The 13392-nt window shown below is 61.0% G+C and carries 14 protein-coding genes; 5 read left to right on the top strand and 9 right to left on the bottom strand.

Annotated features, from left to right (window positions below; all coding sequences use genetic code 11):
* Positions 1 to 29: 29 nt before the first annotated feature.
* Positions 30 to 389 (bottom strand): flagellar biosynthesis protein FlgN, encoded by a 360-nt coding sequence (locus ACR0MM_RS12020; RefSeq protein ID WP_480696363.1) that lies wholly within the window; start codon positions 387 to 389, stop codon positions 30 to 32.
* Positions 379 to 654 (bottom strand): rod-binding protein, encoded by a 276-nt coding sequence (locus ACR0MM_RS12015; RefSeq protein WP_480696361.1) that lies wholly within the window; start codon positions 652 to 654, stop codon positions 379 to 381. Before ACR0MM_RS12015 ends, ACR0MM_RS12020 begins: the two co-directional genes overlap by 11 nt.
* A 111-nt stretch (positions 655 to 765) precedes the next feature.
* Between ACR0MM_RS12015 and ACR0MM_RS12010 the strand changes: the two genes are divergently transcribed.
* From ACR0MM_RS12010 to ACR0MM_RS12000, 3 genes are read left to right on the top strand one after another with little or no spacing between them, the layout of a single operon-like run.
* Positions 766 to 2007: a flagellar hook-length control protein FliK gene (locus ACR0MM_RS12010; protein ID WP_480696359.1), complete on the top strand. Its 1242-nt coding sequence runs from the start codon at positions 766 to 768 to the stop codon at positions 2005 to 2007.
* 3 nt (positions 2008 to 2010) lie between these two features.
* Positions 2011 to 2676 carry a flagellar hook capping FlgD N-terminal domain-containing protein gene (locus ACR0MM_RS12005; protein WP_480696357.1) on the top strand — a complete coding sequence of 222 codons (666 nt, stop codon included), beginning with the start codon at positions 2011 to 2013 and terminating at the stop codon, positions 2674 to 2676.
* Positions 2677 to 2701: 25 nt separating this feature from the next.
* Positions 2702 to 3595, top strand: a complete 894-nt coding sequence (locus ACR0MM_RS12000; protein WP_480696355.1) for a phosphotransferase — start codon at positions 2702 to 2704, stop codon at positions 3593 to 3595.
* 12 nt (positions 3596 to 3607) lie between these two features.
* On the opposite strand, the gene ACR0MM_RS11995 is transcribed toward ACR0MM_RS12000, so the two are convergent.
* From ACR0MM_RS11995 to ACR0MM_RS11975, 5 genes are all read right to left on the bottom strand, one after another.
* Positions 3608 to 4909 carry an NAD(P)/FAD-dependent oxidoreductase gene (locus ACR0MM_RS11995; RefSeq protein WP_480696353.1) on the bottom strand — a complete coding sequence of 434 codons (1302 nt, stop codon included), beginning with the start codon at positions 4907 to 4909 and terminating at the stop codon, positions 3608 to 3610.
* Positions 4906 to 5724 carry an ABC transporter permease gene (locus ACR0MM_RS11990; RefSeq protein ID WP_005980381.1) on the bottom strand — a complete coding sequence of 273 codons (819 nt, stop codon included), beginning with the start codon at positions 5722 to 5724 and terminating at the stop codon, positions 4906 to 4908. Before ACR0MM_RS11990 ends, ACR0MM_RS11995 begins: the two co-directional genes overlap by 4 nt.
* On the bottom strand, positions 5721 to 6611 hold the full coding sequence (locus ACR0MM_RS11985; protein ID WP_480696352.1) for an ABC transporter permease subunit: 891 nt from the start codon (positions 6609 to 6611) through the stop codon (positions 5721 to 5723). The genes ACR0MM_RS11990 and ACR0MM_RS11985 overlap by 4 nt, the downstream gene beginning before the upstream one ends.
* A complete protein-coding gene (locus ACR0MM_RS11980) occupies positions 6611 to 7738 on the bottom strand; it encodes an ABC transporter ATP-binding protein (protein WP_170364215.1) in 1128 nt (375 codons plus the stop codon). Before ACR0MM_RS11980 ends, ACR0MM_RS11985 begins: the two co-directional genes overlap by 1 nt.
* Positions 7739 to 7812: 74 nt before the next feature.
* Positions 7813 to 8898 carry a polyamine ABC transporter substrate-binding protein gene (locus ACR0MM_RS11975; RefSeq protein WP_480696350.1) on the bottom strand — a complete coding sequence of 362 codons (1086 nt, stop codon included), beginning with the start codon at positions 8896 to 8898 and terminating at the stop codon, positions 7813 to 7815.
* A gap of 140 nt (positions 8899 to 9038) precedes the next feature.
* On the opposite strand from ACR0MM_RS11975, the gene ACR0MM_RS11970 reads away from it, so the two are divergent.
* Both ACR0MM_RS11970 and ACR0MM_RS11965 read left to right on the top strand, forming a co-directional pair.
* Entirely contained in the window at positions 9039 to 9722 is a 684-nt protein-coding gene (locus ACR0MM_RS11970; RefSeq protein WP_093964408.1) for a GntR family transcriptional regulator, read from the top strand.
* Between the two features lie 75 nt (positions 9723 to 9797).
* Entirely contained in the window at positions 9798 to 11195 is a 1398-nt protein-coding gene (locus ACR0MM_RS11965; protein ID WP_170342172.1) for an aspartate aminotransferase family protein, read from the top strand.
* A gap of 51 nt (positions 11196 to 11246) precedes the next feature.
* Here the strand turns inward: ACR0MM_RS11965 and ACR0MM_RS11960 are convergent, their stop codons facing one another.
* Both ACR0MM_RS11960 and ACR0MM_RS11955 read right to left on the bottom strand, forming a co-directional pair.
* Positions 11247 to 12560 (bottom strand): lytic murein transglycosylase, encoded by a 1314-nt coding sequence (locus ACR0MM_RS11960; protein ID WP_170391189.1) that lies wholly within the window; start codon positions 12558 to 12560, stop codon positions 11247 to 11249.
* 65 nt (positions 12561 to 12625) lie between these two features.
* Positions 12626 to 13339 (bottom strand): helix-turn-helix transcriptional regulator, encoded by a 714-nt coding sequence (locus ACR0MM_RS11955; RefSeq protein ID WP_480696347.1) that lies wholly within the window; start codon positions 13337 to 13339, stop codon positions 12626 to 12628.
* Positions 13340 to 13392: the final 53 nt, after the last annotated feature.

Genomic DNA, 13392 nt, shown 5'->3' with positions numbered 1-13392 from the left:
AAAAAGACGGATTTGAATCAAACCCGCCGCTAGGCACGTTTTTCCAGCTTGGGATCCTGACGGACGGCGAAGCCATTGCGTTGCCCGGCCGCGTCGTATGTCGTGAATTCCTGCCGGATTTTTCTGAGTTCAGCCATCCGGTTCATGACCGCCCGAATCCCTTCGGCCGCGCTGTTCAGCAGGCCCTGATTGCGCTCGACCTTCTTGTGCAGCCGAATCAAGTCGTCACTGTCGTGCACCTGCATCTCGTTGATTGCGCCGATCAGTTTTTCCTTTTGCGGCATCATCTGGCCCAGCCGATCCAGGTCTCCTTCGACCAAAGCCCTGCGCTCGACATCGAGAACCTCCTCAAGAGGCTTAATCAGTCCATGCTTGTGCTCAGTCGGCATGGGTCTTCTCCATCATTGCATTGAATAGGGTTTCCGACAGTCCGATCCCGCCGGATCGGGCCAATTGCCTGGCCTGCTCCTGCAGCAGGAAAGACGAGAACTGGTCTTCGCCCGCGCCACCTCCGAAAGCCTGCCGCGTCTTACCTAGGCCTGCGGCTTTCAGCATGTCGGCTAGAAAAGTTGCCTCAAGCTCGACCGCTGCGGCCTTGAGTCTTTGTTCGGTCATATTGCTGCGCGGTACCGGCGCGAAGTTTGGGATTTCCATCGCCCTCTCCGAAAATTGTTTCGATCTTTGTCGATCAAAGCGAAGAGCGGTTAAAATAAACGTAACTACCTTGAGGGCAGGTTTGGGCCAAACAACCGGAGCCGGAGCAAAATGCCCAACGCCCTGACCATGATGACCAATGTGATTTCCGGCGGAAAGCCGGATTGCGCCGCAAAGTCCGAGCCCCCAACAAAAGGCGACTCTGATTTCGCGGAACTCATGGCCGAAGATGAGATGCCGGACCTCGAGGCCGAAGCGAAACCTCATCCGGACAGCCGCGCGGATCCAGAAATCGTGGATGGCGATGAAAACACCGACCCGGACATCCCGCTGGCCGAACCTGCTTCGGCTGAACCGCTGGAATTGCAGGGATCACAACAGGACGCCCGACTGCAAGACACACCTCTGTCCGCGGCAACGCCCGGTGAACTTCCAAAGCGCGTGGCGACAGCGCACGCCCCTCTCGGGGCCACTCCGCCGGCGGAGGGACGCCAGTCAACTGCCGCTGCAACCATGCACGCAGAAACCTTTGATCCCGATCGCCGATCGCTCGCGGGCGACACGGGCAAGGGAGCCGAAGCGCTCGAGCGTGCCGCGAGCACAGTGCCTCAACATGGGTCAGCGGCAAAAGAGCAATTGAACACCGCCGAACCTGGAATGAGTGGGGGACCGCAGAACCGAAAGGACGAATTGTGCACTGCAGCCGGAAAAGAAGCCAGGCGCGACGAGCAGGCCACCGGATCGTGGGGGGTGGATCAACGGCCGGCCAAACCTGCTGGCCAGGGAACGGCATCCATCATCCGGGCGCAGATCGTCGGTACATCGGAACGCGCAGCACTGAAGGACCCGATGCCAGAGGACAGTCTGCACGACCGGATGCCAACGCAGGACTTGGGTACGACCCCAGCGCAAAGGGATACAGGCCCGACCAACGGCGCCCCGTTCTCGGGCCGGGCGGAAATTGCTCGGGCAGTCGCCGGGCAAATGGCGGCAACCATCGTCGCAAAGCCGGGAAGCGGAAGCGTGGAAATCGCACTGACTCCGGAAGAGCTGGGCAAAGTTTCGATCAAGGTGACCGGGCGCGAAGACGGGTTGCACATGATGATCGTCGCTGACCGGCCCGAAACCATGGACCTCATGCGCCGGCATATTTCGATCCTTTCAGCCGAGTTCAAAGAGATGGGGCTGGGCGATCTTTCCTTTGAACTGGGCACCTCGGCGAACCCAGAACAGGATGCTGAGCCACCTGAACGCGGCACATTCATCACCGCGGGGGAGCTTGACCCTGCAACCGAAACACCCGCTCGGGCCCGCCCAACCCAGGTGGACCGGGCGTTGGACCTGAGGCTTTGAATCATGATCACCACAGCGGCATCCGCGACACAAACATCCTCAACAGCGCAACCAACGAGAACCTCAGCAGCGACAGGGCTGACCTCGGACTTTGAGACGTTTCTCATGATGTTGACGGCGCAGGCGCGCAACCAGGATCCTCTGGAGCCACTGGATTCGTCGGAATATGCGTCGCAACTCGCCCAGTTTTCGATGGTCGAGCAGCAGGTGCAGACCAACGACCTTCTGGCAAACCTCACCGCCGCCCTGAGCAGCGTCAACCTGGATGAGCTGTCCAACTGGATTGGGGTCGATGTTCAGGGGGCAGCCTCCTTCCGGTTTGATGGCCAGCCACAGACCATATTCACTCAGCCCGACCTGGGCGCGGATGCGTCTGTGCTCCTCATCAAGGATTCCGACGGAACCGAAATTGACCGGATCTCTGTGCCGGTATCCGAGACCGAGTTTCTTTGGGCTGGAGTGGATGCATCGGGCAATCCGCTGCCCAACGGCACCTATTCCGCAAGGCTGGAAAGCTATTTGGGTGATGAACTGCTCTCGGCGCGGCCCGCGGCCACCTACAGCCGCGTCGTCGAAGCCCAAGTCGGGGCAGGTGTCGTCATGTTGACCTTGGACAGCGGCGTCGTGATTCCGGCAACCGACGTCGTTGCCGTTCGTACCGGCGCTTGAACTCGGGAGCGCTGCGGGCCAAGGATTGGCCGTCCAGATTCGCAACGCTCCGGTGTCTCAACTGTCCGTTCCAACCGCTCCTCCACCCGGCCTTGCAGACCAACTTGTCGAAAGCGGGTTGATCGCAAAAGACGCCCAGTTCGAAACGCTGTATGGCGGACGCACGAACCAGGTGTGGAAGGTATTGGACGCCGAGCCGGACCGGGTTTTGAAGTTCTATCGGTCTTCCCTTCAAAACCCGCTGTTTCGCAACGACGCCCAACTCGAAGTAGCCTGTCTGCACGCACTTGCTGCGACGGGGTTTGTTCCGCGGCTTCGCGCCTCGGGCAGCTTTGGCCCGGATCGCTGGGTTTTCTATGACCATGCGGCCGGCACTCCGTGGCGAGAAGGGACCGCGCAGGTGGCGAAACTGCTGCATGATCTTCACGCCCAAGAAATCGGGCTAGAGGTCCCTAAGGGATGCAATGGAAGCGTTGATCTCGATCATCACGGCACCCGTATTTTGAGCGGTTGCCGCTCGGAACTCAGCGCCGTTATGGCCGAACGCAAACCCAGATCCCAGGTGCCGCCGACCCCCCGAGTATGCCTGATCCATGGCGACCCAGTGGCCGGCAACATCCTCGTCTCCCCCGCGGGGCTGACACTGATCGACTGGCAATGCCCGGCGATGGGTGACCCATGCGAGGATCTTGCCCTGTTCCTGTCACCCGCCATGCAGCATCTCTATCGCGGCAAGGCGCTGACCCCCGAGGAAGAGGCTACGTTTCTGTCGGCCTATGACAGCCCGCCGACGGTGCGCCGATACCTCGAGCTAAAGCCCTGGTACAATTGGCGTATGGCTGCCTACTGCCTGTGGCGGGCCGAGAATGGTGCGCCAGCCTATAGGGCCGGGTTTGACCTTGAGGTTGCGGCCCTCTGACCGTGGGCCGTATCACAAATCGGCAAGAGCCATGGCCGCATAAGCCGGTGGCATCAGCAGTCGCCGCCAGCGCCCGAATGGGAACTTTGACGGCGGTTTGGCGATGACGTCCGGAATATTCGCGGGCTCCCCCAAAACCAAGCGGGCCAATGCCCGCCCGCAATAGCTGCCCATCGCCACGCCGTTCCCGTGATAGGCCAGACCGGCAAACAAGCCCGGGTGGCCCGGAACCTCCCCGACAAAGGGCAGCAGGTCACGGGTCAGGCAAACCATACCTGACCACATATGAGTTGCCTCAACCTCGGCCCAACCCGGGAACATGCGATCAAAGTCACGGCGTACTTTGCGACGGATCGCAGCTTCGGCGCGCGGCGAGGACATGAGGCCTCCTCGCATTCCGAAAAGGAACCGGTTGTCCGGCATCAGACGGAAATAGTGCAGCAGGTTGCGCGTGTCGTACGCCATCTGGCGCGAAGTCCAACCCTGTTCCTGCAATTCAGCTTCGGTCAGCGGACGTGTCACCATGACCGTAGACTGGGCGGGCATGTAACGGGCGTCCAACCAGTCGGGCAGATCGTCGCTGGAATAACCGTTGGTGCAGATCAACACCGTCTTGGCCTGGATACGGCCCGCGGGGGTGGTCATCTTGTGCCCGGACCCGGCTTTTCTGATGTCCTGAACCGGGCTTTTCGAGAATACTGCGGCACCTTGCGCCTGCGCGGCCCGGGCCAACCCGAACAGGTATTTCTGCGGGTTCAGCCCAAAGCCGACTGGATCGGTATATCCGCCAAAGAAACGGCCCCCCATACCGAGGCGTTCCAAATCCGACGGCTCATGCAGAACCCCACCGCTTTCCGCGCGACGCCGCAGCTGCTCCATCGCGCGCGGGCTGTGCGCCAGCTGCGTCTCCCCCTCGGAGTGAACGTCTGCGTCGATCCGAAAGCGCTGCAAAAGATCCGCAACCAAGGCGACCGCGTCGGTTTCGGCCTGCGCGTAATCCTGTGCCGCCGAAATCCCATAGCGCCGCGCAAGTGTCGCCGAACCAAGCTTGGACCCTCCTTGGCAGCAAAACCCACCATTGCGCCCCGAAGCGCCCCAGCCCGGAGTTTCGGCCTCGAACACTGCGACAGAAACACCACTTTCGGCGAGGTGCAGGGCCGCAGACAATCCGGTGAACCCGCCGCCGACAATCGCAACGTCGGTCGACAAATCACCCGAATGAACGGGCCAGTCAGGCGCCGTAGTGGTTTCATCCCACCAACACCCCTCACGGGGGCCGGGGCCATAGGTATAGGCCGGAAAGATCCGCCTCATTCGGTGCGCGCGGCAGCTTGTTCCTCTTGCCGCTGCCGGACCATCGCGCGTTTCGACACCAGCGAAGCGGTGATCACGCCCACGGTGACCACGGCGATCATGATGGTCGACAGCGCGTTGATTTCCGGGCTGACCCCCAGACGTACGGCCGAGAAAATCTTGATCGGCAGGGTCGTGGCCGAGGGGCCGGACGTGAAGGACGCGATCACCAGGTCATCCAGCGACAGGGTGAAGGCCAGAAGCCACCCCGAGATCACCGCAGGCGCGATGATGGGGAGCGTCACCAACCTGAAGGCCTGCGCCGGCGAGCAGCCCAGATCCAGCGCCGCCTCTTCCAGCGACCGGTCGAACGTCACCAGCCGCGAGGACACCACGACCGAGACGTAGCACATCGAAAAGGTCGTATGCGCCAGCACGATGGTCAGGATGCCTCGGTCCAGCCCGATCCCGATGAACAGCAGCAGCAGCGACAGGCCGGTGATCACCTCGGGCATCACCAGCGGCGCATAGATCATCCCGGAGAACAGCGTACGGCCAAAGAACCGCCCGCCCCGCACCATGACATAGGCTGCCATGGTGCCCAGAATGGTCGCCAGCGTCGACGAGAACACGGCAACGCGAACGGTGACCCAAGCCGCATCCAGAAACGCCTGGTTCTGCATCAGTTCGCCATACCATTTGGTCGAGAACCCAGCCCAGACCGTGACCAGCTTGCTTTCGTTGAAGCTGAAGATGATCAGGATCACCATCGGGATGTACAAAAACGCAAAGCCCAGCGTCAGCGAGACCGTGTTGAACCAGCTCAGCCTGTTCATTGCTCTGCCTCCGCCTGTTTCTGCTGGTTGCGCTGGAACAGCACGATCGGGATCACCAGGATCAGCAGCAGGATCACCGCCACGGCGCTGGCCACCGGCCAGTCGCGGTTCGAGAAGAACTCCTCCCACAAGACTTTGCCGATCATCAGCGTGCCCGACCCGCCCAGCAGCGAGGGGATCACGAATTCACCGATCACGGGGATCATCACCAGGAAACATCCCGCAATGATGCCCGGGCGCGACAGTGGGATGGTCACCAGCCAGAAGGCCTGCGTGCGCGAACAGCCCAGATCCTCGGCCGCCTCGATCAGCGAGCCGTCCAGCCGGTCTAGCGCCGCATAGATCGGCAGGATCATGAAGGGCAGGTAGGTGTAGACGATGCCGACATAGACGGCCGTTTGCGTGTTCAGAATGGTCAGCGGGGTCGAGATGATGCCCGTCCACAGCAGGAACTGGTTCAGGTAGCCTTCGTTCGACAGGATCCCCATCCACGCATAGACGCGGATCAGGAACGAGGTCCAGAACGGCAGGATCACCAGCATCATCAGCGTCGGACGCCATTCCTCGGGCGCGCGGGCCATGCCATAGGCGATGGGATAGCCCACCACCAGGGTCAGCGCGGTCGCGATCAGCGCGATCTTAACGCTGGACAGGTAGGCTTTCCAGTACAGGTCATCCTCGGTCAGCCAGACGAAATTCTCGAAATCCAGTTGGCTGAAGAATTCCTTGATCCCGGCCCAGCCCTGCGACAGATCAAGGGTCGGGGTGTAGGGCGGGATCGCAAGCGCGATGTCCGACAGCGAGATCTTCAACACGATGAAGAACGGCACCAGGAACAGGGCCAGCAGCCAGACATAGGGAATGGCGATCAGGACCGCGCGGCGCATCAGTCTGCCAGCAGAACCGCCGCCGTGGCTGTCCAGGACAGCCAGACAGGGTCTTCCCAAGTAAAGGACCGGCGGGAAATCCGCCGTGTATTGGCCGTTTGCGCCTTGATGATCGTCCCGTTTGGCAATTCGACATGGTAGGTCGATAGGTTGCCCAGATAGGCGATGTCATGCACCTTGCCCTGCACGGCGTTGACGGCATCGGCAGGACGCTCGGCCGAGATCGTTACCTTTTCCGGCCGGATGGCCAGGTGACAGGCCTGCCCGTTTCCGAAGCTTGCCGCGGACGTGGCGGTCAGAGGCGGCTGGCCCTCGGCCCATTCGATACTGTACGTGCCCTCACCGGCTGCGGTTGCACGACCTTCGATGATGTTCACGTCCCCGATGAAATCGGCGACATAGACGGAATTGGGGTTTTCATAAATGCGGTCGGGCGTGGCGACCTGCATCAACTGACCCTGATCCATCACGGCAACGCGGCTGGCCACCGTCATCGCCTCTTCCTGGTCGTGGGTCACGATCACGAAGGTGGTGCCGGTCTTTTCCTGAATGTCCATCAGCTCGAACTGGGTGTCTTGGCGCAACTTCTTGTCCAGCGCTCCCAGCGGTTCGTCCAACAGCAGCAGTTTCGGCGCCTTGGCCAGCGACCGGGCCAGCGCCACGCGCTGACGTTGACCACCGGAAATCTGGTGCGGTTTGCGGCGGGCGAATTTCTCAAGACGGGTCAGGCGCAGCATCTCCTCGACCCGGTCTTCCAGATCATGCTTGGGCATGTTGTCCCGGCGCAGACCAAAGGCGATGTTGTCCCAGACGTTCAGATGGGGAAACAGCGCGTAGGACTGGAACATCATGTTGACCGCCCGCTTGTTCGGCGGCACCGGGTCGATGTCCTGACCACTCAGCATGATGTGGCCTTCGGTGGGTTTCTCGAACCCCGCCAGCATCCGCATCATCGTCGTCTTGCCGCAACCCGACGGCCCCAGCAAAGCAAAGAATTCCCGCTCGAAGATGTCCAGCGACAGATTGTCGATGGCAGTAAAATCCCCGAATCGCTTGGTCACATTTTTGAACTGGATCAAGGGTTTCGCCTGCGGATCTTCCCACGGCGCAAAGACGGTAGAGTTCAAATCGGCCCCCGTAAGTCAGCCTGTACAGGTAGTGCGCAAGGCAGAACCATTCTGCCTTGCGCAATCATTTCGGATCAGGTGCCCGATTTGATCTTGGTCCACAGGCGGGTCACGACCCGCTGCGTTTTGGCCGGGTAAGGCGTGGTGATGTAGAGGTTCTGCATCGTGGCATCATCCGGGTAGATCGCCGGATCCCCGATCACGTCTTCTTCCAGAAGCTCCTGCGACGCCTTGTTGCCGTTGGCGTAGTAGACGTAGTTCGACGCCGCCGCCATGTTGTTGGCATCCAGGATGAAGTTCAGGAATTTATGCGCGCCGTCCGGGTTGGGTGCATCCACCGGAATGGCCATCTGGTCGAACCACATCAGCGAGCCTTCGGCAAACGGGTGGTATTCGATGGTCACACCGTTGTCGGCCTCATCCGCCCGATCGCGGGCCTGCAGAATGTCGCCCGACCAGCCCACGGCCACGCAGATGTCGCCATTGGCCAGCGCATTGATGTATTCCGAGCTGTGGAACTTCTGGATGTAGGGACGCACGCCCATCAGCACTTCTTCGGTCTTGGCGATCACATCGGTGTCATGGCTGTCCGGATCTTCGCCAATGTACTGGAGTACCATTGGAATGATCTCTGACGGCGCATCCAGGAAATGGACGCCGCATGAGGCCAGCTTTTCCATGTTCTCGGGCTTCAGCACCAGGTCCATGCTGTTCAAGGGTGCATCGTCGCCCAGCACTTCCTTGACCTTGTCGACATTCACGCCCAGCCCCGTGGTGCCCCACATGTAGTTGATCGAATAGGCGTTGTCCGGGTCATATCCGGCCGTACGTTCCTGGATCACATCCCAGAGGTTAGCCGCATTGGGCAGCTTGGACATGTCCAGTTTCTGGAAGGCTCCAGCCTGGATCTGGCGCTGAAGGAAGGTGCCAGACGGCACCACCACATCGTAACCGGATCCCCCGGCCAGCATCTTGGTTTCCAGAACCTCGTTGCTGTCGAACACATCGTAGATCAGGGTCAGACCCGTCTCTTCCTGGAATTTGCTCAGCAACTCCTCGTCGATGTAGTCCGACCAGTTGTATACGCGCACCTCTTCCGCAACAGCGGCCGACGTCCCCAATGCGACAATTGCCGTCATCGTCAGCGTTTTGATTTTCATTTTCTTCTCCCTGCAAGTGTACGGGCATTTTCCCGTTTTTTTGGATTTGATCAAGTTTTGCGTTTTCCCTCGATACGTCGTATGGTTTCACGGGGCAAGAAACCTGACAAGCCGGGAGCATTGGGATTGGGGTGAACCAATTGGATTTGATCAAAAATAAGGCATCTGCTGCAGTGACCCAGACCGAAAAACGACCAGCACATGAACAGGTGTACCAGACACTGAAGTCGCAGATCATGTTCGGCGATCTGGTGCCGGGGCAACCGGTCACGATCCAGGGCCTGACCGATTCGCTGGGCGTGGGCATGACCCCGGTGCGCGAGGCCATCCGGCGCCTGATCTCGGACGGTGCGCTGATCTTTCAGGGCAACCGGCGGGTCAGCGTTCCCCTGCTGACCGCAACAGATGTCGAACAGATGATTTTCGCCAGAAATGCTGTAGAATCAGAGCTTTCCCGGCGCGCAGCAGTCAACATGACCACGGCGGATATCGACCAGCTTGAAAAGATCGACGAACAGCTGGATCGCACGATCGCCGACGGGGACGTTGGCGGCTATCTTCGCCTGAACCATGCATTCCACGAAAAACTCTATGACCACGCCGGTGCGCCGATTCTAAAGGATTTGGCCGAGCGCCTGTGGCTGCGATTCGGGCCGTCCTTGCGCGTCGTCTGCGGGCGTTTCGGCACCCAGAGCCTTCCGGACCGGCACAAGGACATCATCGATGCCTTGCGCGCCAGCGACGCTGAAAAAGTCGCAAAAGCAACGACCCAGGATATCGAACAGGGCATGGAACTGATGGCCGAGGCGCTGGCGACCGAATAGGTCAGCGCGATTCGATTGACAGAAAAAAATTTGATCATATTGTGACGGCAACCGCTGTTGCAGGAGTAGAGACCGATGTCGACCATCACCAACCACATGCCGACCGCCGAATTGCAGGCCCTGGATGCGGCGCATCACCTTCACCCGTTTTCGGCCAACGGCGCACTGGGCAAGGAGGGCGCGCGCGTCATCACCCGTGCCAAGGGCGTCTATCTGACCGACAGCGAGGGCGAAGAGATCCTGGACGCCATGGCCGGTCTGTGGTGCGTGAACGTCGGCTATGGCCGCGACGAACTGGCCGAAGTGGCGGCGCGCCAGATGCGCGAGCTGCCCTATTACAACACCTTTTTCAAAACGACCCATGTCCCGGCGATCGCGCTGGCGGCCAAACTGGCCGAGTTGGCGCCAGGTGACCTGAACCATGTCTTCTTCGCCGCCGGCGGGTCCGAGGCCAATGACACCAACATCCGTTTGGTCCGCACCTATTGGGCGGAAAAGGGCCATCCGAACAAGAACATCATCATCAGCCGCCACAACGCCTATCACGGGTCGAGTGTGGGGTCGGCCTCGCTGGGCGGCATGGCCGGCATGCACGCGCAGGGCGGCATCCCGATCCCGAACGTCCACCACATCAACCAGCCCAACTGGTGGGCCGAGGGCGGCGACATGACGCCCGAAGAGTTCGGTCTGGCCCGCGCGCGCGAGCTGGAAGAGGCGATCCTGGAACTGGGCGAAGACCGCGTTGCCGCCTTCATCGCCGAGCCGGTCCAGGGTGCGGGCGGCGTGATCGTCGCGCCCGACACCTACTGGCCGGAAATCCAGCGCATCTGCGACAAGTACGAGATCCTGCTGATCGCCGACGAGGTGATCTGCGGCTTTGGCCGCACCGGAAACTGGTTCGGCTCGCAGACCATGAACATCCGCCCGCACATCATGACCATCGCCAAGGGGCTCAGCTCGGGCTATGCGCCCATCGGTGGCTCGATCGTCAATGACGAGATCGCCGAAGTGATCGGCGGGACCGAGTTCAACCACGGCTATACCTATTCGGGCCACCCCGTCGCGGCGGCCGTTGCGCTGGAAAACCTGCGCATTCTGGAAGAAGAGAAGATCGTCGAGCATGTGCGCGATGTCGCGGCCCCCTATCTGAAACAGAAATGGGAGGCGCTGGTCGATCACCCGCTGGTCGGCGAGGCCAAGATCGTGGGCATGATGGCCTCGATCGCGCTGACGCCGGACAAGGCCAGCCGGGCCAAGTTCGCCTCCGATCCGGGTACTGTCGGGTACATCTGCCGCGATCGCTGCTTTGCCAACAACCTGATCATGCGCCATGTGGGCGACCGGATGATCATCTCGCCGCCGCTGGTCCTGACCCCGGCAGATATCGACGAGATGTTCGTGCGCATTTACAAGTCGCTGGACGAGGCGCAGGCCGAGATCATCGCCCAAGGCTTGATGAAAGCGGCCTCGTGAGTTCAGGGAAATATCAAAAAAGGGCGGTCCGGTAGGGCCGCCCTATTTCGTTCACCGCATCCGTTCCAGCAATTGCACGGTTGCGTACCCATCCGGCAAAAGACCACGCGCCATCTGATAGGCCCGCAGCGCATTGATGGTGTTCGGACCGATCCGCCCGTCGATGGCCTGCGTGTCGAACCCGGCCAGGGTCAGGCGCAGCTGCAATTCCTTGCGTTCGGTAAAACTCAGCACCCGGTCACCGCGCGGCCAGCTTGCGCGGAACGGACCCTGACCGGCCAGCCGGTCCGACAGGTGACCGATGCCGATCACATAGGCATCGGCGCCGTTGTAGCGCTCAATCACGCTGAAATTGTCAAAGATCATCAAGGCCACGCCACCGCTGCCGGCCGGCAGCAGGATCGAGGCGGGTCCAAAATCTGCGATGCCACCGCCGTTTGCAGCGCGGACGCCGCGTGCGGCCCATTCCGAGGGCAGCAGACTAACGTCCCGACTGGCGCTGGCATAGTCGAACCCTTTCGGCAAACGCACCTCGACCGCCCAGGGCTGACCTTTGGTCCACCCGAACTTGGCAAGGTAGGCGGCAGCGGACGCAAGTGCATCCGTAGGATCGTCCGACCAGATGTCGCGGCGTCCGTCGCCGTCGAAGTCAACCGCATGCTCCAGGTATGAGGTCGGCATGAATTGCGTGTGCCCCATGGCACCCGCCCAACTGCCCGTCATTCGGTCCGAGGTGATGTCGCCGGCCTGCACGATTTGCAATGCCGCCAGCAACTGCGTTTCGAAGAACTGCGCACGCCGCCCGTCATGGGCCAGCGTTGCAAGTGACCGAATTGTCTGGCTGCTGCCCCGATACGTGCCGTAGGACGTTTCCAGCCCCCAGACCGCGACCACCACCTCTTTTTCGACCCCGTACCAGGCTTCGATCCGCTCCAGCGTATCCTTGTACCGCACCAGCGCCTTGCGCCCATTTGCGATGCGCAGGTCTGACACGGCCGAATCCAGATACTCCCAGATCGGTTTCGAGAACTCGGCCTGGCTGCGATCACGCTTGATGGCGTCAGTGTCATAGGTCAGGCCCGACAATGACCGGTCCAGGACCTGTGGCCGGATACCTGCCGCAACTGCCCGGTGCCGGAAGGCGTTCAACCAGGTCTCGAAGCTGGTGTTGCCTTCGACGACCACCCGGTGCATGCCCGTGGTCGGCCTTGGCACCGGCCGGATCGAAACCGTCAGATCGGCCGACGCCAACTGGATCGAATCCAGCGCCGGTCTGATCTGTGGTCGTTTGGTTGTATTCGAAGTCTCCGCCTGCAAGATGGATGCCCAAAATGCGGCGGCCACAAAGCCACACACATATTTCATGATTCAGGTTTTCCTGATTACTGCTCGCAGACAGGGTACCCCAGATTGCGCAAATCACAAAGCGCTCAGGACTGGCTCTCTTGATCTTTTGCTTCGCGCTCGGCCCGGATCTTGGCCAGCGCCTCGCGCAGCAATGGCACCCGGTTGGGGCGGAAACTGTCCTGGGTGACGGACATCGCGCGCATTCGGTCCAACCGAAACACGCGAAAATCCCGCCTCAGATGGCACCAGCTGAGCAGTACGCTGGCATGATCCATGTACACGATGCTCAGTGGGCTCACGCGGCGCTGGGTGTCGTCACCTTTCGCGTCGGTATAGTCGAACTCGACCACACGCTCGTCCCACGTCGCCTGTCGCAGGTCGGCAACTTCGATGCTGGGGGCGGCAGGACGGTCGAACCGGGTGGCGGTCAGCACTGCGTGGCTCAGGCGGTGGGACTGGCGGTGGGGCAGCCGGCCCTGCAGTTTGCGCAGCGCCGCACCGGCGGCGTCCGACAGAGCCGGGTCTCCGATCAGTTGCACCTCGCGCAGGCCAAGAACCAGCGCCTCCAACTCGTCATCGGTGAATCCCAGCGGCGGCAGTGTCGCGTCTTCGATCAGGGTGAACCCGAACCCGGCCTCGCCATCAATGACTGCACCGAGGCCACGCAGAGCGTCGATGTCGCGATGCACGGTGCGTGCCGAAACCCCCAGATCCTGCGCCAACTGCGCCGAGGTCCTGGGCGACGGGCCAGACCGCAAGGCCTGCATCAATTGGAACAGTCGGGCGGTGCGGGACATGATGTCATTCAATCTAAACCTAATGACAGAAACTGTCATTAGCCCGCGTTAGA

This window comes from Ruegeria sp. BC6 (assembly GCF_056539185.1).
Note: the sequence above shows the minus strand (reverse complement) of the source record. Positions and strands in the feature narration are given on the sequence as shown.

Excerpts from the sequence above, each read along its gene's own strand:
- ACR0MM_RS11955 (WP_480696347.1), bottom strand. The coding sequence starts at position 13,339 with ATGTCCCGCACCGCCCGACTGTTCCAATTGATGCAGGCCTTGCGGTCT.
- ACR0MM_RS12005 (WP_480696357.1), top strand. The coding sequence starts at position 2,011 with ATGATCACCACAGCGGCATCCGCGACACAAACATCCTCAACAGCGCAA.
- ACR0MM_RS12015 (WP_480696361.1), bottom strand. The coding sequence starts at position 654 with ATGGAAATCCCAAACTTCGCGCCGGTACCGCGCAGCAATATGACCGAA.
- ACR0MM_RS11965 (WP_170342172.1), top strand. The coding sequence starts at position 9,798 with ATGTCGACCATCACCAACCACATGCCGACCGCCGAATTGCAGGCCCTG.
- ACR0MM_RS12020 (WP_480696363.1), bottom strand. The coding sequence starts at position 389 with ATGCCGACTGAGCACAAGCATGGACTGATTAAGCCTCTTGAGGAGGTT.
- ACR0MM_RS11995 (WP_480696353.1), bottom strand. The coding sequence starts at position 4,909 with ATGAGGCGGATCTTTCCGGCCTATACCTATGGCCCCGGCCCCCGTGAG.
- ACR0MM_RS11960 (WP_170391189.1), bottom strand. The coding sequence starts at position 12,560 with ATGAAATATGTGTGTGGCTTTGTGGCCGCCGCATTTTGGGCATCCATC.
- ACR0MM_RS12010 (WP_480696359.1), top strand. The coding sequence starts at position 766 with ATGCCCAACGCCCTGACCATGATGACCAATGTGATTTCCGGCGGAAAG.
- ACR0MM_RS11990 (WP_005980381.1), bottom strand. The coding sequence starts at position 5,724 with ATGAACAGGCTGAGCTGGTTCAACACGGTCTCGCTGACGCTGGGCTTT.
- ACR0MM_RS11985 (WP_480696352.1), bottom strand. The coding sequence starts at position 6,611 with ATGCGCCGCGCGGTCCTGATCGCCATTCCCTATGTCTGGCTGCTGGCC.
- ACR0MM_RS11975 (WP_480696350.1), bottom strand. The coding sequence starts at position 8,898 with ATGAAAATCAAAACGCTGACGATGACGGCAATTGTCGCATTGGGGACG.